Here is a 17,651-nt window from a genome sequence, read left to right as displayed (position 1 = left end):
AATACGTGGCGTAACGGCACATTCTACGCCCGTGCCTCGGGGTAGGTATTTCCCTACAAGCCGGCGCGCAGTTCACCGGCTGTGTGAAAAGTTCGTTGGCGATAGGATTGCTGCATGTGGCGCGGGACACTGGCTCCGCTGGCAGGAATGCTGGCTAGGACCATCACCCAAGCCACAAGGAGCGTTGCAATGAGGTCATTTACCGTAGTCCTGAAGTCCCTGCTACTGGCGTTGCTGTTGTCCTCGAATGCGTATGCACTCGACAAGGTCGATATCAACACCGCGTCTGCTGAGGAATTGGACAAGGTGCTGACGAATGTCGGGCGATCAAAAGCCGAGGCAATCGTCGAGCACCGTCAGGCAAACGGTCCCTTCAAAAGTGCCGAGGAACTGGCACTGGTCAAGGGCATCGGACTCAAGACGGTCGAACGGAATCGCGACCTGATCGAAGTAGGAGCCACGATGGCTCCCGCCAAGAAGGCTGCCAAGGGGGCGGCGGTGAAACCGGTGGGACGGCGTTAAGGGGAAAGGATCCGAGATACGGTTCGACGCGAGGATGCGTGGCCGCAACCTAACTGGACAGGATGTCCGGGGGATGGCTGGAAGCCGACAAGGACGTGGAATCGCCCGGTGTTGCACTTGGATGTGCAGCCGGGCGTTTTTCGTTGTGGGGACTCGGCGCGGATTGGCTGGCGCGCGTGGCCATTCCGGGGATGCCGGTGGTGCGGCGGAAATGAGTGGTGCAGTGGGCCACTCGTAGCGCTCTGCTCCTGGCGTTAGGCCCACTCCGCTGGTCAACCGTCAGCCTGTGGCATACGTTTCAACTGCAGGCTTCCGTCTGCTCAGCGGCATCTTGCAGGTGATTGCTGGTTGCCAGCACGTGCCCAGCATTATTGGTTGATGGTATTGCCCGCATCTGTCGCGGAGCCCGGTCGATACGCTGGCGCGCCGAGCCGGGGGAAGACGGACCACCGCAGCGCTTCAGGCACAATGCACCGATGCAGCCCACAGACCTGAGCAGCCGGGTGATTCCGGCCACTGACTACCGCCGCGAGCGGTGGCGCAATCAATTGGGCTGGACGCGCGAGATCCTGTGCCTCGGCGATGCCGACGCGTGGGCGCTACGCCTGTCGATCGCCGAGATCGAACAGGATGCGGTGTTTTCCGCATTCCCAGGCATCGATCGCGAGCTGGTGCTGTTGCATGGCAATGGCATGCGGCTGCAGTTTGGTGATGCTGGCTGCGACAGAAGTGCAGGTGGAAGTGCAGGTGCAGGTGCAGGTGCAGGTGCAGGCATTGGTACTCCTACTCCTACTGCTACTGCTACTCCTATTGCGACTGGCGGCGACACTGGCGGCAAAAACGATAGCGGCAGCGACAATGAGGGCGGTGGCGCTGGGCGTGGCGGCCATGATGCTGGAGGCGATGGTGGCATCGGTGCTGCTGGCGGCAATCATCGCAGCTGGACATTGCTGCCGCCGTACCAGCGCGTCAGATTCGCAGGCGAAGAAAGGGTACATGCGACGCTGCTCGACGGGCCGACCCAGGATTTCAATCTGATGTGGCGGCGCGATCTGCTGCAGACCCAACTGCTGCATCGGCCGGTGGTCGGCACCATGCTGTTTTTCGCCGATCCGGGCAGCGCCTGGGCGATTCATCTGCTCGCAGGCCAGGCCAGCTTTGGACGCGACAGCGGCTTGCCACCGTTGGCTGCCGGCGATACCGCATGGCTGAGTGCCTCCACGCGCACCCGCTATGTGCTCGATGGTGGCGGCGAGTTGCTGGCGATCCGGGTGAGTCCGGTCTAGGGCGTTTCACTTATGCGGTGAGCGCACAGCCACCGCAGGCATCGATGATGCGGATTGCAGCAACGGGCGCGCTGGCCTGGCTGCCAGGTCGTCGCTGCGTTGATCGCTGTTGGCAGCGCTACACCCGAGGGTTCAATACACGTCGCGGCGATAGCGGCCGTTGCGTAGCAGTTCCTGTCTGACCTCGGCACCGAGAATGGCATCCAGGGTCCGGTCAAGCTCCGGTGCCATGCCGCGCAGGCTGCCGCAAACGTAGATGCAGGCGCCTTGATCAATCCAATGACGCAAGCGGTCGGCGGCTGCGGCCAGTGCGTGTTGGACATAATGCGGTGGCTGTTGCCGATCGCGCGAGTAGACAAGTTCCAGGCGTTCGATCCAGCCATCCTGCTGCCACTGCTGCAGCTCGTCGGCGTACAGCGCGTCGTGCGCGGCATTGCGTTCGCCGAACAGCAGCCAGTTACGACGTGCGCCGGTCGCGATGCGTGCACGCAGATGCGCGCGCAGACCGGCGATGCCGGTGCCGTTGCCGATCAGCAGCATCGGCTGCTCGGGTGCGGGCGGGTGGAAGCCGGGGTTGCTGCGCAGGCGCAGCGCGATGGCTGCGCCGATCGGTGCATGGACGCAGAGCCACCCGCTACCCAGGCCCAGGCTGCCGTCGGCGTGCCGGTGCTCGCGCACCAGCAGTTCGGCATGGCCTTCCTCGGGAATGGAGGCAAGCGAGTAGTCGCGATGGGGCAGGGCGGCCAGGCGGCGCACCATTGCTTCTGCGTCCATTGCTGAGCTCAGGCCTGTCCTTGTAGCTATGCCTGCAGCCGCCTCTGTATTCGTACCCACACCTGGGCCACTTTCGCCTCCGGCTTCTGCTTCTGCATCGGGACTGGCACCGGCACCCACATCGATACCGAGAGCGGCATCGGCATCGACGGGAAGTTGCGCGCCGCCGAGCCAGTCGCGCAGGGGGCGGCCGTCGATATGCTGCGCGCCATCGCGTTGGTTGCGCTGCAGCCAGGACTCCACCGCGTCCGGTGTGTTACGCGGTGCAATCTCCGCGATGTCGCCTGCGCTCCAGTGCGGCAACGCGCCATCGCATGGCACCAGGCGCAGCCGGTAAATCGGTGCGCCCGCGCTGCCGGGATTGACGTGGATGCGCTGGCATAGCTGCCAGGCGGTGTAGGTCGGCAGGCTCCAGTCCGATTGCGTCGCGAGGGCGGGCGCCAGTTCCGCCAGACGGCGTTGCCAGTGCTGCAGTGCGTTCGGGTCGGCGTTATCGACCTCGATGCGCTCGAACAGGCGCGTGGCGCCGCGCGCCTGCAGGCGATCGTCGAGGCGCCGGCCGAACGCGCAGAAGTGCGCATAACCACGGTCGCCCAGGGCCAGGACCGCGTACTGCACGGCAGTCAGATCCTGCGCGTCGTCGGCAAGCCAACTGCGCTCGGCCGACTGCGCGTGGTCGGGTGCATCGCCTTCGCCGGTGGTGCTGACGATGCACAACAGCCGCGGCACGCGTGCGATTTGATCGCGATCGACGGCCTCGATCGGCAGCGCATGCGCGCCGACGCCTGCCGATCGCAGCGCGGCAACGCTGCGTTGCGCCAGTTCGCGCGCGAATCCGGTCTGGCTTGCCCAGACGATCAACACACCGCTGGCGTCTGCGCGTTGTGCGCCAACACGCGTGCGCGCACGCAGCAGCACGGCCGTGCACAGGCCCAGATACAGCGCCAGGCCGAGAGCCGCCAGTTGCCAGCGCTGCGGCGTGGGTGCACTCCACCATGTGCCGTCATGCAAGCCGCCCAGCCAGCCGACGACGCCGGCAAGCGCCAGCAGAACCAGCCCATTGCCCAGCCACACGCGTGAGGTGGCGCTGCTCATGACGCGGACAGGTGGCGTTCGAACGCCGGGCTCATGGATTCGAGCAGAATGCCGTCCTTGCGCACCAGAAATCGCACGGCCAGGTCCGCCTTGCGTGCATGGGCAAGACCGACAGCGACGCCGAGCACGGTCATCGCGGTGGCCCAGGCATCGGCCTGCATCGCATCGGGAGCCAGTACGGTGACCGCCGCGGGGGCATGCGGAACGGGCGTGCCGCTGCGTGGGTCGAAGGTATGTGTATAGCGCGTGCCATCGGCATCGAAGCGGTGCCAGCGATCGCCGGAGGTGGCCACTGCCAGCCCCTCCAGTGCCAGCACGCGTGCCGGCAGCGCGGTGCCGGCATCTTCGTCGGGGGCCGATTCGACCAGCACGCGCCATACGCTGCCATCGGGCTTGCGCCCGTAGCCGAACAATTCGCCGCCGACCTCGATCAAGGCACTGTCGATCCCCGACTGCAGCAAGGCGCGATGCACGTAGTCCACACCAAACCCTTTGGCGATGCCGGACAGATCCAGTGCCGCTGCGCCCGGCTGCAGCACGCGCCTGCCATCCAGCTGCAGGCGCTGCCAGCCGCAGCGCAGGCTGGCCAATGCGATCGCCTCCGCTGTCGGCACCCGCTGACGCCCGCCGGCAGCGCCGAAACCCCATAGCTCGACCATCGGGCCGACGGTGGGATCGAAGGCGCTATCGCTGGCCTGTGCAATCTCGAGTGCGGCGCTCAGCACCGCGTGGAATTCGTCGGGCAGGCGGTGCCAGCTGCCTGGCGGTGCGCGGTTGTAACGGCTGATATCCGAATCGGCTTCCCAGGTGCTCATCTGCGCAACCACGCGGTCCAGTGCGGCCTGGATGCTCGCATGCAAGGGGTGCAGATCGCGTCCGCGCGGCGCCACCAGCTTCACGCTCCAGGTGGTGCCCATGCTGCGGCCGCCGAGCGTGGCAATGGCGTGGTCGGAGGAAGACGGTACGGGCATGGACGGATCGTATGAAGATGGGGCGGCAGGATGCACGCTGTGCGCGCTCCTGCCGCGTGCCGGCAGATTACTGCGGCAGCACTTCCAGCGTGGCGACATAGCCCAGGCGGCGCTGCTTGGCCTGCGGGAGGGAGGTTTTCTTGTCTTCGGTGGTGGTTTCCAGCCAGTACATACCGGCCTCCGGCCAGGTCACGCTGAAGCCGCCCTTGGCATCGGTGGTGAGCTTGATCTCGTTCTGCGCATCGCGATAGCGGGTACCGCCGCGCACGATCTCGATCTCCAGCCCGGCCGCCGGCTTGCCGTCCAGTTGCAGCGTGAACTGCGCCGCCTCGCCGGCGACCAGATCGTTGGGATGGGTCACCGGCACCAGCTCGATGCCCTTGCCGCTGGGCTTGAACACGGTGGTGGTCGGCGCGCCGCGGGTGACGAAGGTTTCCACGCGATTGAAGGACTGCGAGACCTGCAGGTCCTGCGCGTTCTTCGGCACCTCGGTGGCGAAGCGGGCTTCGTCGCCGCGCCAGCGCTTGGGCTTGCCGTCTTCCTTCCAGCTGGCGAACAGGCCGGCGTTGACGATGCTCAGCTTGTAGGTGCCGGGTTGGGTGAGCTGCAGGTCGAACACGCTGCGGTACTTGCCGGTGGCCGGATTTTCCGGCGTGAGCGCGCTGCCATCGGGTGCGGTGATGCTCAGCTTGTCCAGGCGCAGCGGCACGTGGTTGAAGTAGAACAGGTCGTTGGAGACCGCCGCATCCACGGTGATCCATGGGGCCTCACCGGCGATGACGGTCTGCGACGGCAGCAACCAGGCCTTGTGGGCGAGTGCGCTGACCGGCAGTGCGGCGAGCAGGGCGACCAGGACGAGCGAACGTTGCATGACAACTCCTTGAAGGACGATAAGGGCGGTGGGCACGTGTCTGATCAGCGCGCGTCGCTGCGCTGGCTGGATGCGTGGGACAAAAAAGCGGGAGACGATCTGCTGAAGCGGCTGCAGCGGGCGCCAGCGGGGCAGGGACGCAAGCGGCCCGCGCCACCGGCCGACGCCAGGTGTCACGGTTTGGCGACCAGGCTGACGGCGCCCAGTTCGCTGCTGCCGCTGGCCTTGGCGCTCTGCGGCGCCTTTGCCGGCCAGCTGAAAGGCACCTTGACCAGCTCGCGGCCGCCGACCTCGCGCGCGGCTTCCACCACCAGCGTGTACTGGCCGGCCGGCAGCGACTTCAACGTGCCCTTGGTGTCGGAGAACGACAGCGCATGCGCGCCGGCCGGGCGGGTGGGGCCGGTGACGCCGTCGACCGGCACCTCCAGGGTGCGCCCGCTCTTGCGCCACCACTGGCGCAGGTCCGGCAGCCACTTGGTGCCGTGGCCTTCGGCGGTGTCCTTGGATTGATACCAGACCGCCAGGTTGGCGGCGACCTTCTGGTCCGCGCCTTCCAGCCAGATCGCCACATACGGGCGGTGGTACTCGGCGACGTTGAGCTTGGGGATCTCGACGTTGATGTCGAGCGTGGCCGCGTATGCCGGCATGGCGAGCAGGCCGCTCAGGGCAATGGTCAGGGTGGCGCGCATGATCGTCTCCGGTAGAAAGGTCAGTGGATCAACAGCAGGGCGAGCAGCAACGGAACCAGCAGGCCCAGGCCGACCAGCGGCCAGGTCATGCGGCGCTGGCGCGCATGCAGATGCAGCAGGAACAGCCCGGTGATGCAGAACACCATGCAGGCGATGGCGAACACGTCGATGAACCAGCCCCAGGCCGGCCCTGCGTTACGGCCCTTGTGCAGGTCGTTGAGATAGGCGATGGCGCCGCGCCCGGTACGCTCGTATTCGATCGCGCCGGTGTTGCGATCCAGGCTCAGCCACGCATCGCCGCCGGGGCGCGGCAGCGCCAGGTACACCTCGTCGGCCGACCATTCGCCGTTGCGCGTGCCGATGCTGATCTCCAGCTCGCGCCCCAGCCAGTGCGCCACGCGTGGCGGCAGCGGGGCGTCGCCATCTTCGCGGGTGCCCAGGGACTTGAGCAGTGCCGGCGGCAGCGTGAGCGTGCGGTGTTCGGTCGAGGGGCTGGCTTCGATGCGCGCGGCGTGATTCAAGGTCAGCCCGGTGATGGTGAACAGCAGCATGCCGATCAGGCACAGCGCCGAACTGATCCAGTGCCATTGATGCAGCATGCGCAGCCAGAAGCCGCGGCGTTGCTGCGTGCTGGCCAGGGTGTCATTGGAAGTGGCCATGCCGCTCAGGCCACGTCCGCTGCCGGCGACGGCTGCAACTGCGATTGCCGCGCGGTCACTTCGCTCAGCAACGCGCGCAGACGTGGGTGCGTTGCACCCGCCAGCAACGGCGTGAGCTGTTGCAGGAAGCCGGCATGCCCGCCGGCGATCGCACGGCGCATCCAGCGCTCGGCCTGATCGAGGTCGCCGGCATCCGCGAGCAAGGTGGCGTAACTGGCCTGGCCGCGAAAATCGCCTGCTTCCGCAGAGCGGCGATACCAGTGGCGCGCAGCGATCGGATCCGCGGTGCAGGCCAGGCCCTGGTCGAGATAGCGCGCCACAAAGTTCATCGACTTGGCGTGCCCGCGTTCGGCGGCCGTGCGGTACAGCGCCAGCGCCTGGGCGTGGTCCTGTGGCACGCCACGCCCGGAGCCGTACAGATGCGCAAGGTTGTACATGCCCCAATCCAGGCCATGCTCGGCGGCGCGGCGATACCACAGCGCCGCCAGCACCTCGTTGCACGCGGTGCCGAAGCCCAGTTCATGGCAACGCCCCAACTGGTTCATCGCTTCCGCATGCCCGGCATTGGCGGCCACCTCGTACCACAGCATGGCCATGGCCGGATCGGCGGGGATGCCGCGGCCCTCGGCGTAGAGCTGCGCGAGCAGCAGTTGCGCCGCCAGATCCTGGCGCTCGGCGGCCTTGCGCAGCCATGCGATCGCGTGATCGGGGTGGGTGCGCAGCAGGTCGATCAACTGCGTGGGGTCCAGTGCGGGCTCAGACATCGGCCCATTGCCGCAACAGGTTGTGGTACACGCCGGTGAGCTGGATCAGCGACGGATGGCCGGGGGTGTCCTGGGTCAGTCGCCGGATGGACACATCCAGTTCGAACAGCAGGCGCCGCTGCGCATCGTCGCGCAACATGCTTTGCGTCCAGAAGAAACACGCCACACGGGCGCCGCCGGTCACCGGCATCACCCGATGCAGGCTGGTGCCGGGATAGATCACCAGGTGCCCGGCCGGCAGCTTCACCGACTGCGTGCCGTAGGTGTCTTCGATCACCAGCTCGCCGCCGTCGTAGCTGTCCGGGTCGCTGAGAAACAAGGTGGCGGAGACATCGGTGCGGATGGGATCTGCGCCGCCGCGACTGCGGTCGTAACGGATCGCGTTGTCGACGTGATACCCGAACGACTGCCCGCCGCTGTAGCGGTTGAACAGCGGCGGATAGATGCGCCGCGGCAACACCGCCGAAAAGAACGTGCTGTTGCGCGCGAGCGCCTCGAGCACCAGTGCGCCGGCCTCGCGTGCCACCGCGGCGTCCTCGGGCAACTGCGCGTTGTCCTTGGCCTGCGCGGACTGATGGCCGGCAGTGATGCGGCCGTCCGCCCAGTCGGCTGCGTCCAGCCGTGCCCGCAACTCGCCGAGTTGTGCGGGGGTGAGGACATCGGGAATGGGCAGCAACATGGGCAGATCTCCACGCTGCCCGCACCGTGCGGGCGGCGTGCCGGAGGCTTAGAAACTAAACGTGGCGCTCAACACCGCCGAGCGGCCTTCGCCAGGAATTGCCCAGCCATTGCCCGCCGTGACAGTCCCTGCGGCGTTGACGGTGAGGTTGTTGCGCACGCTGGTGTAGTACTCCTCGTCGAACAGGTTGTTGACGTTCAACTGCAGGCTGAGCCAGTCGTTGACGCGCAGGCCGACCATCGCGCGGTGCACCCAGTAGTCATCGGTCTTGATGTAGGCGGCCGCCGAGGAATTATTCGGATAGAAACCGCCCTGGTAGGTGACGCCGTAGCCGAAGGTCCACTGGTTGAGCGTGTAGGTGGTCCAGATGTTGCCGGCATTGCGCGGGGTCTGCACCAGCTCGCGTCCGGCCACCGGGTCGCCGGTGAGGCTCTCGGTGCGGTTGGACACGCTCTGCAGCACTTCGCTGTCCAGGAAGGTGTAGTTGGCGAAGATCGACCAGCGCTCGGTCAGGTAACCGGCGGCGCCAAGCGCGACGCCGTCCACGCGCGCCTTGCCGTCCAGCACCTGCTCGGGAATCAGCGGGTCGCCGCTGTTGACCTTGTAGTTTTCGCGCTCATTGCGGAACACCGCAGCGGTCAGTGCCAGGCGCTGGTCCAGCACGTCCCACTTGCCGCCCAGTTCGATGTTGACCGCCGTCTCCGGCTCGACATTGCAGTTGGCGCCGGCGGTGGCAGTGGCGATCGGCGTGCACGAGCCGTTGACCGAGGCCTTGGAGGGCGTCTTGCTGTTGGCGTAGGACAGGTACAGGCTGGCGTTCTCGGCCGGCTTGAAGACCAGGCCGGCGCGATACGAGAACAGGTCCTCTTCGCTGCCGGCCGGGAAGCCCGGGCTCACACCGGTGACGTTGCCGGCGGCGTTGACGGTATAGGTGGTGCTGTCGCCTTCGTTGTGCTCGTAGCGGCCGCCCAGGTTGAGCATCCATTGCTCGTTGAACTGCAAGGTATCGAACAGGTACACCGCCTGATTGGTCAGGCTGCCCTTGCTGCGCCCGGTGCGGAAATAGTTCTGCGGGCCGGTCCAGACGTTGTAGGGATTGTCGAAGGACTGCAGCGGATAGGTGATGCCGGTGGTGGAGCCATCGGCATTGCGGAAGGTGGTGCCGCTGTCGAGTTCGAAGTCTTCCTTGCTGAAGGCCACGCCAGCGACCACGCGGTGCTCGATGGCGCCGGTGTGCAAGGTGGCGGTCAGGTCGGTCTGGCTGTGCGCGATGAAGTTCTCCGTCTCGCGCACCAGGCCGCGCGGGCCGCTGTTCGGATTCCAGCTGGCCGCCGGCTGGCCGGCGCAGGCGCGGCCGGTGTACGGATCGGTGCCGTCGGGCAGGCACCAGGTGCCCTGCAGCGCGGTGGCGTTGGTGGTCTGGTCGACCCGCTGCACGCGCGCCAGGCTGCGCAGCTTGACGTTGTCGTTGAAGTCCATTTCCAGCACGCCGGTCAGCATGTCCACGTCGATGTCCTGACGCGAGGTGTTGCGGTAGCCGAAGAAGGTTTCCGGGTCCACGCCCGGCAGCGGACCGTCGTTGAACGGGCTGAGCGCGAACGGCACGCCGTACTGCGGCAGGTTGTTGTCGTGCTGGTGCAGGTAGCTCAGGGTGAAGCGGGTATCCGAGCCCAGGCCGAAGGCCACCGACGGCGCAAAGCCCCAGCGATGCCGGAATTCCTCATCGCGCCCCGGCACGTCCTGGGTGTGGCCCATCGCGTTCAGGCGCACGGCGGTGCCGTTGTCGAAATCGTAATTGCTGTCGGCGGTCAGCCGGCCATAGCGGTCGCTGCCGCCACCGACCACGACGTTGGTGAAGTCGCCCTGGCCGGCGGTCTTGGTCACCAGATTGATGTTGCCACCGACCGAACCGGCGCCGGACATGGCCGAGTTGGCGCCGTTGATCAGCTCCACCGCTTCCAGGTTGAAGGTGTCGCTGCGGCTGTACTGCGCGCTGTCGCGCACGCCATCGGTGGTGATGTCGCTGCTGGCGGTGAAGCCGCGCAGGTTGATGCTGTCGCCATAGCCGCCGCCGCCTTCGCCCGCGCCGAAGGTGATGCCGGGCAGGGTGCTCAGCACGTCGCGCAGCGACAGCAGGTTCTGCTGGTCCATGGTCTGCTTGGTGACCACGGTGATCGTCTGCGGCGTGTCGCGCAGCACCTCGGTGTACTTGGGCGAGGACGGCTTTTGCGCACGTTCCTGCTGCACCCGGATGGCGTCCAGATCGACCGCGCCCGGAGGCGCCGGCGCATCGCCGGGCTGGGCGAAGGCAGGAGCGGACAGCGTCAGCAGCACGGCCGAGGTGAGCGGGGAAATCCTGGGAGTCATGAGGCGTCTCGAAGAGGAAAGCGAGGCTCCGGCCTGGCGATGGCTCGGCGGATGCGGGATGGGAAGGCAGGTCGGCGAGCGCGCCCGCTAGCCCGAGGCGGCCAGTCGGCCCGACCAGTGTCCGGACACACGCAAGCGCTGCGCAGCCAGGCGCATGCGGGGCAAGGTCAGGAAAAACGTGTCGAGCAGGGCTGGGCGCATGGGATCGCAGGGCAGGCCAGTTGTTAAGAAGGCCTGAAGGGCTGAGATCTTAAATGCAAATCATTCTTCTTTGCAATCTTTCTTGGTGCCTGCCAGGCGAAGGGGCAACCGCGACGCCTGAGGCATCAGGCAGCTGCAGTCCCAAGGCAGAGATGCGTGGGAGATGCGCGTATCTGCGCTTGCTCGCCGGCCCAACAGCCGCGCTCCAGCCGGCCGTGCTCGCTGACATGGCAGGGGGGTGTTCCCATGCAGGGCGCGGAGCCGCGGACTCCGGGTGCGCATGCAGGACAGCGACCCACTGCAGATCAGCGCCGTGCGTGGCCTCCACTTACGGCTGCCGTATCTCGCGCGCGGATGCGGCCGCGGTCAGCGGTCGTCGCGGGTCCAGATGCCGCCGTGTTCGCGCTTGACCGGGAACTTGGGCACCGCGGTGTAGGCCGGTGCGCACAGCGGGCGGCCGTCGCGGATGTCGAAGCGGGCGCTGTGCAGCAGGCACTCGATGCTGCCTTCTACGGGGTCGAACGTGCCCGGCGACAATTCATAGTCTTCATGGCTGCAGCGGTCTTCCAGCGCGTACAGCTCGCCGTCGAGGTTGAAGATCACGATCGGGGCATCGGTTACCTCGTCCCAGACGGTCTGCAGCTCGCCGGGCAGCAGCGCCTCGCTGGCGCAGACAAAGGTCCAGGTGTCGCTCACAGCGCTGGGCCGCCGAGCGGTTTTTCCAGCACCTCGAAGCGCAGGTCCTGGCGCAGCGGCACGCCGAAACGCGCGTCGCCATACGGGAACGGCTTGGTGATGCCGGTGCGGCGGTAGCCGCGTCGCTCATAGAACGCGATCAGCTCGGCGCGAATGTCGATCACCGTCATGCGCATTACCGGCAGCTGCCACTCGCTGTGGGCGATACGCTCGGCCTCGGCCAGCAGCGTCTTGCCCAGCCCGCTGCCCTGCAGCGCGGGGTCGACCGCAAACATGCCGAAGTAGCCGGCACCCTGGTCGTCGGCGATATGCGCACAGGCCAGCAGGCGCCTGTCCTGTTCGACCAGCAGCACCAGGCTGCGATCGCGCAGCAGGTCCTCGCGCAGGACTGCAGGATCGATCCGCGCGCCGTCGAGAAAGTCGGCCTCGGTGGTCCAGCCCACCCGGCTGACATCACCGCGATAGGCCGAGGTCACCAGTGACACGAGGGCGTCGATATCGTCGACGGTGGCGGTACGGAAGGTGGTGGTCTGCATGGGAGCAGTTTAATCGGGAATCGGGAATCGGGAATCGGGAATCGGGAATCGGGAATCGGGAATCGGGAATCGGGAATCGGGAAAAGCGTTGCGCCGCTCGATGAGCTATTCCACGTGTCGAACCGCATCAGTCTGCGGGAGAGCCGTATTGTCGATTCTCCATTCCCGATTCCCGATTCCAATCAACCCAGCAGGCGACGCACCTTCACCAGCGCAGCAACGAAGCGCTCGATCTCGTCGTGCGTGTTGTAGAACGCCAGCGAGGCGCGGCAGGTGGCGGCGACGCCGTAGTACTGCAGCAGCGGGTGCGCGCAGTGCTGGCCCGAGCGCACCGCGACGCCTTCCAGGTCGAGCAGGGTGGCCAGGTCGTGGGCATGCGCGCCTTCGATCAGGAACGACACCACCGCGGCCTTGTCCGGCGTGGTGCCGAAGATGCGCAGGCCGTCGATGCGCTGCAGCTCCTCGGTGAAGTGCGCCAGCAGCTCGGCCTCGCGCGCTTCCACATGCGCCAGGCCGACCGACTCCAGGTAATCGACCGCGGAGCCCAGGCCGATGAATCCGGCGATGTTGGGCGTGCCGGCTTCGAACTTGTGCGGGGCATCATTGAACACCGTGCCCTCGAAACTCACTTCCTTGATCATCTCGCCGCCGCCCAGGAACGGCGGCATCGCCTGCAGGTGTTCGCGACGCGCCCACAGTGCGCCGGTACCGGTGGGCCCGCACATCTTGTGGCCGGTGATGGCGTAGAAATCGCAGCCGATGCCGGCCACGTCGATACGCCGATGCGGCGCCGCCTGCGAGCCATCCACCACGGTGACGATGCCGCGCTTGCGCGCCTCGCGGCAGATCTCGCGCACCGGATTGACCGTGCCCAGCACATTGGACACATGCGTGATCGCCAGCAGCTTGACCTGCGGCGTCATCGCCTTGCGCAAGGCATCCAGATCCAGCGCACCGTCCGGGGTGATCTCGGCCACGCGAATGGTGGCGCCGGTGCGTTGCGCCACCAGCTGCCACGGCACGATGTTGGCGTGGTGCTCCATGCGCGAGATCAGGATCACATCGCCGGCGCCCAGGCGCGGCAGTGCCCAGGAATAAGCGACCAGATTGATCGCAAAGGTCGTGCCGCTGCACAGCACCAGTTCGTCGGCGCGTACGTTGAGAAAGCGTGCCAGCTTGCTGCGCGCGCCTTCGAAGGCATCGGTGGCCTCGGTGCCCAGCGCATGCACTGCGCGGCTCACATTGGCGTTCTGGCGACGGTAGAACTCGTCGGTCGCGGCGATGACCTGCAGCGGCTTCTGCCCGGTGTTGGCGTTGTCGAAATAGATCAGCGGCTTGCCATGCACCTGCCGCATCAGCAACGGGAAATCCGAGCGCACGCGCTCCCAGTCCGGCGCGGCGAGGTGCGTGGTGGCGGGCGCGTTCATGCCACGCCTGCCGAGGTCAGTGCGCGATCCAACTGCAGCGCCAGCACCGCGCCCAGCGCGCTGGGCAGCATGCGCAGCGGCTCGTGGCAGAACGCGGCGCTCAGCAAGCGCTGCGCCTCGGCCTGCGGCAGGCCGCGCGAGCGCAGATAGAACAGGGCACTGTCGTCGAGCTGGCCGACGGTGGCGCCATGCGCGGCCTGCACTTCCTCGGCATCGATCACCAGCACCGGCTGGGTATCGATCTCGGCATTGGCCGACAGCAGCAGGTTCTTGTTCGACAGCCGCGCGTCGGTGCCGTCGGCGCCGGGACGGATGTTGATGCCGCCGTGGAAGACCACCCGGCTGCGATCGGCGCCCACGCCGCGCCAGACCAGCTCGCAGCTGGTGTCGCGGGCGATGTGCGCGATACCCAGGCGTGTATCGACATGGCGGCGGCCGTTGCCGAGCAGCACGCCATTGGCGGTGAGCTGGGCGTTGTTGCCTTCCAGGCGCACGTTGAGCTCGTGGCGCGACAGGTTGGAACCCAGTTCCAGATCCACACGCTGGTAGCGCGCATTGCGCGCCAGCACCGCGTCGGTGCGCAACAGCGACGTTGCGTGCGCACTGTCGGCCTGCACGCGCGCATGCGACAGCACCGCATCCTGGGCCAGATGGACATGCATCAGGCTGTTGTGAAGATGCGCGGCATCGCCGACATGCAGGTGATGCTCGACCACGTTCAGCGCCGCGCCGGCGCGCAGTTCGATCAGGTGACGGTGATGCCAGGACAGGTCGTGCTCGCCGGCCACGCCGATGAAGACCAGGTGCAGCGGCGCCTCGATCTGCGCGCCGCCCTGCACGCGCACCAGCACGCCTTCGTCGGCAAGCGCGGCATTGAGGCGCGCGAAGATTTCGTCGCGTCCCTCGAAACGGCGGCCAAGCAACTGCTGCGCGTCGTCGCCTGCGGCCAGCGACGCGGACAAGGTATCCAGCTGTACGCCGTCCGGCAGCGTCGACAGGTCGCTCAGTGCGTCGGACGGGCGGCCATTGACGAACACCAGCCGCGGCGACGGGATCTCGTCCAGCAACGCGGCGTCGATCAACGTCGGCACCAGCGGCGCGGGCTGGAAGCTGCGCCGCTCCAGCTGCCGCAGCGAGGTGTATTTCCAGGCTTCGGCGCGCGGGCCGGGCAGGCCGGTCTGCAGCGCGGCATCGAGCTCGGCGCGGCGAGCGTCGTTGCCGCTGAAGCCACGGGCGAGGGATTCCAGCAGGGCGCTCATCAGGCAGCCGCCTCGGGCACCACGCGGTCCTTGAGGAAGTGGTAGCCGTGCTTTTCAAGCTCCAGCGCCAGTTCCGGGCCGCCGCTCTGCACGATGCGGCCTTCGGCCAGGACATGCACCACGTCCGGGGTGATGTAGTCGAGCAGGCGCTGATAGTGGGTGATCACCAGAAACGAACGCTCCGGCGAGCGCAGCGCGTTGACGCCATCAGCCACGCTCTTGAGCGCGTCGATGTCCAGGCCCGAATCGGTCTCGTCCAGGATGGCGAGCTTGGGTTCGAGCACGGCCAGCTGGAAGATTTCGTTGCGCTTCTTCTCGCCACCGGAGAACCCTTCGTTGACGCCACGGTGCAGCAGCTCGTCCTTCAGATGCAGCACGGCCAGTTTCTGCCGCACCAGCTTGAGGAACTGCATCGAGTCCAGCTCGTCCTCGCCACGCGCCTTGCGCTGTGCATTGAGTGCCGCGCGCAGGAAGTAGGTGTTGTTGACGCCGGGGATTTCCACCGGGTACTGGAAGGCCAGGAACAGACCGGCCGCCGCGCGTTCTTCCGGCGGCAGCTCGAGCAGGTCCTTGCCTTCGAACTGCACGCTGCCGGCGCTGACCTCATAGCCGTCGCGCCCGGCCAGCACATTGCCCAGCGTGGACTTGCCGGCGCCGTTGGGCCCCATGATGGCGTGCACCTGGCCCGGCTGGATGTCCAGCGACAGGCCCTTGAGGATGTCTTTGCCGGCGATGCTGGCGTGGAGGTTGTTGATCGTAAGCATGGGAATAGGGAATCGAGAATAGGGAATGGGTAATGCGAGACGTTGGCGCGGCAAGGAGCAGGAAAGAGAACCAATACCGATTCTCCATTCCCCACTCCCCATTCCGTCGGCGTCAGCCGACGCTGCCTTCCAGCGAGACTTCCAGCAGCTTCTTGGCTTCCACCGCGAACTCCATCGGCAGCTCGCGGAACACCTGCTTGCAGAAGCCGTCGACGATCAGCGACACCGCGTCTTCCTGGCTGATGCCGCGCGCGCGGCAATAGAACAGCTGGTCGTCGCTGATCTTGGAGGTGGTGGCCTCGTGCTCGACGGTGGCGCCGGGGTTCTTCACCTCGATGTAGGGGAAGGTATGTGCGCCGCACTGCTTGCCGATCAACAACGAATCGCACTGGGTGTAATTGCGCGCGCCATCGGCATTGCGGTCCACCTTGACCAGGCCGCGATAGGTGTTCTGCCCGCGCCCGGCGCTGATGCCCTTGCTGACGATCTTGCTCTTGGTGCGCTTGCCGATGTGGATCATCTTGGTGCCGGTATCGGCCTGCTGACGGTGATGGGTCAGCGCCACCGAATGGAACTCGCCGACCGAATCGTCGCCGAGCAGCACGCAGGAGGGATACTTCCAGGTGATCGCCGAACCGGTTTCGACCTGGGTCCAGGTGACCTTGCTGCGCGCGCCGCGGCACTCGGCACGCTTGGTGACGAAGTTGTAGATGCCGCCACGGCCTTCCTCGTCGCCTGGATACCAGTTCTGCACAGTCGAATACTTGATCTCGGCATCTTCCAGCGTCACCAGCTCGACCACCGCCGCGTGCAACTGGTTCTCATCGCGCATCGGCGCGGTGCAGCCTTCCAGATACGACACATAGGCCTTGTCCTCGCACACGATCAAGGTGCGTTCGAACTGCCCGGTGTGGCCGGCGTTGATGCGGAAATAGGTGCTCAGTTCCATCGGGCAGCGCACGCCCTTCGGGATGAACACGAAGCTGCCATCGGAGAACACCGCCGAGTTGAGCGCGGCGAAATAGTTGTCGCCGACCGGCACCACGCTGCCCAGATACTGCTTAACGATCTCCGGGTGTTCCTTGATGGCCTCGGACATCGAGCAGAAGATCACGCCCTTTTCGGCCAGTTCCTTGCGGAACGTGGTGCCGACCGAGACCGAGTCGAACACCGCATCCACTGCCACGCCGGCCAGCCGGGCGCGCTCGTGCAACGGCACGCCGAGCTTGTCGTAGGTGTCGAGCAGTTCCTTGGGCACGTCGTCCAGAGAGGCGTACTTCGGGCCCTTGGGCGCGGAGTAATAGCTCAATGCCTGGAAATCGATCGGCGAAACCTTCAATTTCGCCCATTCCGGCATCGGCATCTTCAGCCAGTGCCGATACGCCTCAAGACGCCAGTCGGTCATCCATTGCGGCTCGTCTTTCTTGGCCGACAACGCACGGATGACGTCCTCGTCCAGGCCGGGCGGGAGCGAGTCCGATTCGATGTCGGTGATGAAGCCGGCGTCATAGCGTCGGCCCAACCGTTCGATAATTTCGGCATTCTGCGGGGGTGCAAGTTCGGTGGCCATCGGGCTGCCTACAGGGTCAGGTGGTCGCGACGCGTGCGGCGATGGAACGCCGACGGCCGTCGCCAGGGAGAGAGAGGGGCTGCAACATCTGGGCGAGCGTGACGCGACGCAATGCATCGCCAACCACGTCGTTGATCAGGCGCCAGTTGGAGCGCACCCCGCATGTCTGCGCGATGCCGCACTGGCTGTGGTCCTGGCTGCATTCGGTGATCGCCAGCGGGCCTTCCATCGCCTCGACGATCTCCACCAGCGTGATCTCGCTGGCCGCGCGCGCCAGGCGGTAGCCGCCATGCACGCCGCGCAGCCCTTCGACCAGGCCCGCCTGCGACAGCGGCTTGAGGATCTTGCTCACGGTCGGCGGTTCCAGGCCGGCCTGCTCGGCCAGTTCGCTGGCGCTGAGCACCTGCCCGCAGCGCGCTGCCAGGACGGTCAACACGACGGTGGCGTAATCGGTGAGTTTGGTGACGCGCAACATGAGAAGGCGATAACCTTAAAGCGGACCGAAATTGTACTCTTTCCGG

The 17,651-nt window shown here is 66.4% G+C and carries 17 protein-coding genes; 2 read left to right on the top strand and 15 right to left on the bottom strand.

Going from position 1 to position 17,651, the window contains the following annotated elements:
• Nucleotides 1-147 precede the first annotated feature (147 nt).
• On the top strand, nt 148-522 hold the full coding sequence (locus H7A87_RS13750; protein ID WP_321186573.1) for a helix-hairpin-helix domain-containing protein: 375 nt from the start codon (nt 148-150) through the stop codon (nt 520-522).
• Nucleotides 523-998: 476 nt separating this feature from the next.
• Nucleotides 999-1,808 carry a HutD family protein gene (locus tag H7A87_RS13745; RefSeq protein ID WP_119127811.1) on the top strand — a complete coding sequence of 270 codons (810 nt, stop codon included), beginning with the start codon at nt 999-1,001 and terminating at the stop codon, nt 1,806-1,808.
• Nucleotides 1,809-1,940: 132 nt separating this feature from the next.
• Here the strand turns inward: H7A87_RS13745 and H7A87_RS13740 are convergent, their stop codons facing one another.
• The 15 genes from H7A87_RS13740 to H7A87_RS13670 all read right to left on the bottom strand — a co-directional run bounded on the left by H7A87_RS13740 (nt 1,941) and on the right by H7A87_RS13670 (nt 17,605).
• Nucleotides 1,941-3,677, bottom strand: coding sequence for a sulfite reductase flavoprotein subunit alpha (locus H7A87_RS13740; RefSeq protein ID WP_119127813.1), 1,737 nt, complete (start codon nt 3,675-3,677; stop codon nt 1,941-1,943).
• Nucleotides 3,674-4,648 (bottom strand): FAD:protein FMN transferase, encoded by a 975-nt coding sequence (locus tag H7A87_RS13735; RefSeq protein WP_164739734.1) that lies wholly within the window; start codon nt 4,646-4,648, stop codon nt 3,674-3,676. The genes H7A87_RS13740 and H7A87_RS13735 overlap by 4 nt, the downstream gene beginning before the upstream one ends.
• Nucleotides 4,649-4,715: 67 nt before the next feature.
• The gene (locus tag H7A87_RS13730) at nt 4,716-5,519 is read right to left on the bottom strand and encodes a DUF4198 domain-containing protein (RefSeq protein WP_104583070.1); all 804 of its coding nucleotides are present in this window, start codon (nt 5,517-5,519) and stop codon (nt 4,716-4,718) included.
• A 173-nt stretch (nt 5,520-5,692) separates the two neighbouring features.
• Entirely contained in the window at nt 5,693-6,208 is a 516-nt protein-coding gene (locus H7A87_RS13725; RefSeq protein WP_104583071.1) for a DUF2271 domain-containing protein, read from the bottom strand.
• 20 nt (nt 6,209-6,228) lie between these two features.
• Entirely contained in the window at nt 6,229-6,867 is a 639-nt protein-coding gene (locus H7A87_RS13720) for a PepSY-associated TM helix domain-containing protein (protein ID WP_119127815.1), read from the bottom strand.
• Between the two features lie 5 nt (nt 6,868-6,872).
• On the bottom strand, nt 6,873-7,631 hold the full coding sequence (locus tag H7A87_RS13715; RefSeq protein ID WP_119127816.1) for a tetratricopeptide repeat protein: 759 nt from the start codon (nt 7,629-7,631) through the stop codon (nt 6,873-6,875).
• Nucleotides 7,624-8,310: a Fe2+-dependent dioxygenase gene (locus tag H7A87_RS13710; protein WP_119127818.1), complete on the bottom strand. Its 687-nt coding sequence runs from the start codon at nt 8,308-8,310 to the stop codon at nt 7,624-7,626. The genes H7A87_RS13715 and H7A87_RS13710 overlap by 8 nt, the downstream gene beginning before the upstream one ends.
• 48 nt (nt 8,311-8,358) lie before the next feature.
• Nucleotides 8,359-10,677, bottom strand: coding sequence for a TonB-dependent siderophore receptor (locus tag H7A87_RS13705; RefSeq protein ID WP_119127820.1), 2,319 nt, complete (start codon nt 10,675-10,677; stop codon nt 8,359-8,361).
• 567 nt (nt 10,678-11,244) lie between these two features.
• Nucleotides 11,245-11,574: a non-heme iron oxygenase ferredoxin subunit gene (locus H7A87_RS13700; RefSeq protein WP_104583076.1), complete on the bottom strand. Its 330-nt coding sequence runs from the start codon at nt 11,572-11,574 to the stop codon at nt 11,245-11,247.
• Nucleotides 11,571-12,110: a GNAT family N-acetyltransferase gene (locus tag H7A87_RS13695; RefSeq protein WP_119127821.1), complete on the bottom strand. Its 540-nt coding sequence runs from the start codon at nt 12,108-12,110 to the stop codon at nt 11,571-11,573. Before H7A87_RS13695 ends, H7A87_RS13700 begins: the two co-directional genes overlap by 4 nt.
• A 182-nt stretch (nt 12,111-12,292) precedes the next feature.
• A complete protein-coding gene (locus H7A87_RS13690) occupies nt 12,293-13,537 on the bottom strand; it encodes a cysteine desulfurase (RefSeq protein WP_115677641.1) in 1,245 nt (414 codons plus the stop codon).
• A complete protein-coding gene (sufD, locus tag H7A87_RS13685; protein WP_119127823.1) occupies nt 13,534-14,796 on the bottom strand; it encodes a Fe-S cluster assembly protein SufD in 1,263 nt (420 codons plus the stop codon). The genes H7A87_RS13690 and sufD overlap by 4 nt, the downstream gene beginning before the upstream one ends.
• Nucleotides 14,796-15,560, bottom strand: coding sequence for a Fe-S cluster assembly ATPase SufC (gene sufC / locus H7A87_RS13680; RefSeq protein ID WP_054591439.1), 765 nt, complete (start codon nt 15,558-15,560; stop codon nt 14,796-14,798). Before sufC ends, sufD begins: the two co-directional genes overlap by 1 nt.
• A gap of 112 nt (nt 15,561-15,672) precedes the next feature.
• Nucleotides 15,673-17,130 carry a Fe-S cluster assembly protein SufB gene (gene sufB / locus H7A87_RS13675; protein ID WP_115047562.1) on the bottom strand — a complete coding sequence of 486 codons (1,458 nt, stop codon included), beginning with the start codon at nt 17,128-17,130 and terminating at the stop codon, nt 15,673-15,675.
• Nucleotides 17,131-17,146: 16 nt separating this feature from the next.
• The gene (locus H7A87_RS13670; protein WP_115677640.1) at nt 17,147-17,605 is read right to left on the bottom strand and encodes an SUF system Fe-S cluster assembly regulator; all 459 of its coding nucleotides are present in this window, start codon (nt 17,603-17,605) and stop codon (nt 17,147-17,149) included.
• Nucleotides 17,606-17,651: the final 46 nt, after the last annotated feature.

Source organism: Xanthomonas sp. CPBF 426, assembly GCF_903989465.1.
In the GTDB taxonomy this organism is placed as follows: domain Bacteria; phylum Pseudomonadota; class Gammaproteobacteria; order Xanthomonadales; family Xanthomonadaceae; genus Xanthomonas; species Xanthomonas euroxanthea.
Note: the sequence above shows the minus strand (reverse complement) of the source record. Positions and strands in the feature narration are given on the sequence as shown.

Bases quoted from the DNA above. Each gene is read 5' to 3' on its own strand.
- H7A87_RS13750 (WP_321186573.1), top strand. From the start codon at position 148: ATGCTGGCTAGGACCATCACCCAAGCCACAAGGAGCGTTGCAATGAGG.
- H7A87_RS13745 (WP_119127811.1), top strand. From the start codon at position 999: ATGCAGCCCACAGACCTGAGCAGCCGGGTGATTCCGGCCACTGACTAC.
- H7A87_RS13740 (WP_119127813.1), bottom strand. From the start codon at position 3,677: ATGAGCAGCGCCACCTCACGCGTGTGGCTGGGCAATGGGCTGGTTCTG.
- H7A87_RS13735 (WP_164739734.1), bottom strand. From the start codon at position 4,648: ATGCCCGTACCGTCTTCCTCCGACCACGCCATTGCCACGCTCGGCGGC.
- H7A87_RS13730 (WP_104583070.1), bottom strand. From the start codon at position 5,519: ATGCAACGTTCGCTCGTCCTGGTCGCCCTGCTCGCCGCACTGCCGGTC.
- H7A87_RS13725 (WP_104583071.1), bottom strand. From the start codon at position 6,208: ATGCGCGCCACCCTGACCATTGCCCTGAGCGGCCTGCTCGCCATGCCG.
- H7A87_RS13720 (WP_119127815.1), bottom strand. From the start codon at position 6,867: ATGGCCACTTCCAATGACACCCTGGCCAGCACGCAGCAACGCCGCGGC.
- H7A87_RS13715 (WP_119127816.1), bottom strand. From the start codon at position 7,631: ATGTCTGAGCCCGCACTGGACCCCACGCAGTTGATCGACCTGCTGCGC.
- H7A87_RS13710 (WP_119127818.1), bottom strand. From the start codon at position 8,310: ATGTTGCTGCCCATTCCCGATGTCCTCACCCCCGCACAACTCGGCGAG.
- H7A87_RS13705 (WP_119127820.1), bottom strand. From the start codon at position 10,677: ATGACTCCCAGGATTTCCCCGCTCACCTCGGCCGTGCTGCTGACGCTG.
- H7A87_RS13695 (WP_119127821.1), bottom strand. From the start codon at position 12,110: ATGCAGACCACCACCTTCCGTACCGCCACCGTCGACGATATCGACGCC.
- H7A87_RS13690 (WP_115677641.1), bottom strand. From the start codon at position 13,537: ATGAACGCGCCCGCCACCACGCACCTCGCCGCGCCGGACTGGGAGCGC.
- sufD (WP_119127823.1), bottom strand. From the start codon at position 14,796: ATGAGCGCCCTGCTGGAATCCCTCGCCCGTGGCTTCAGCGGCAACGAC.
- sufC (WP_054591439.1), bottom strand. From the start codon at position 15,560: ATGCTTACGATCAACAACCTCCACGCCAGCATCGCCGGCAAAGACATC.
- sufB (WP_115047562.1), bottom strand. From the start codon at position 17,130: ATGGCCACCGAACTTGCACCCCCGCAGAATGCCGAAATTATCGAACGG.
- H7A87_RS13670 (WP_115677640.1), bottom strand. From the start codon at position 17,605: ATGTTGCGCGTCACCAAACTCACCGATTACGCCACCGTCGTGTTGACC.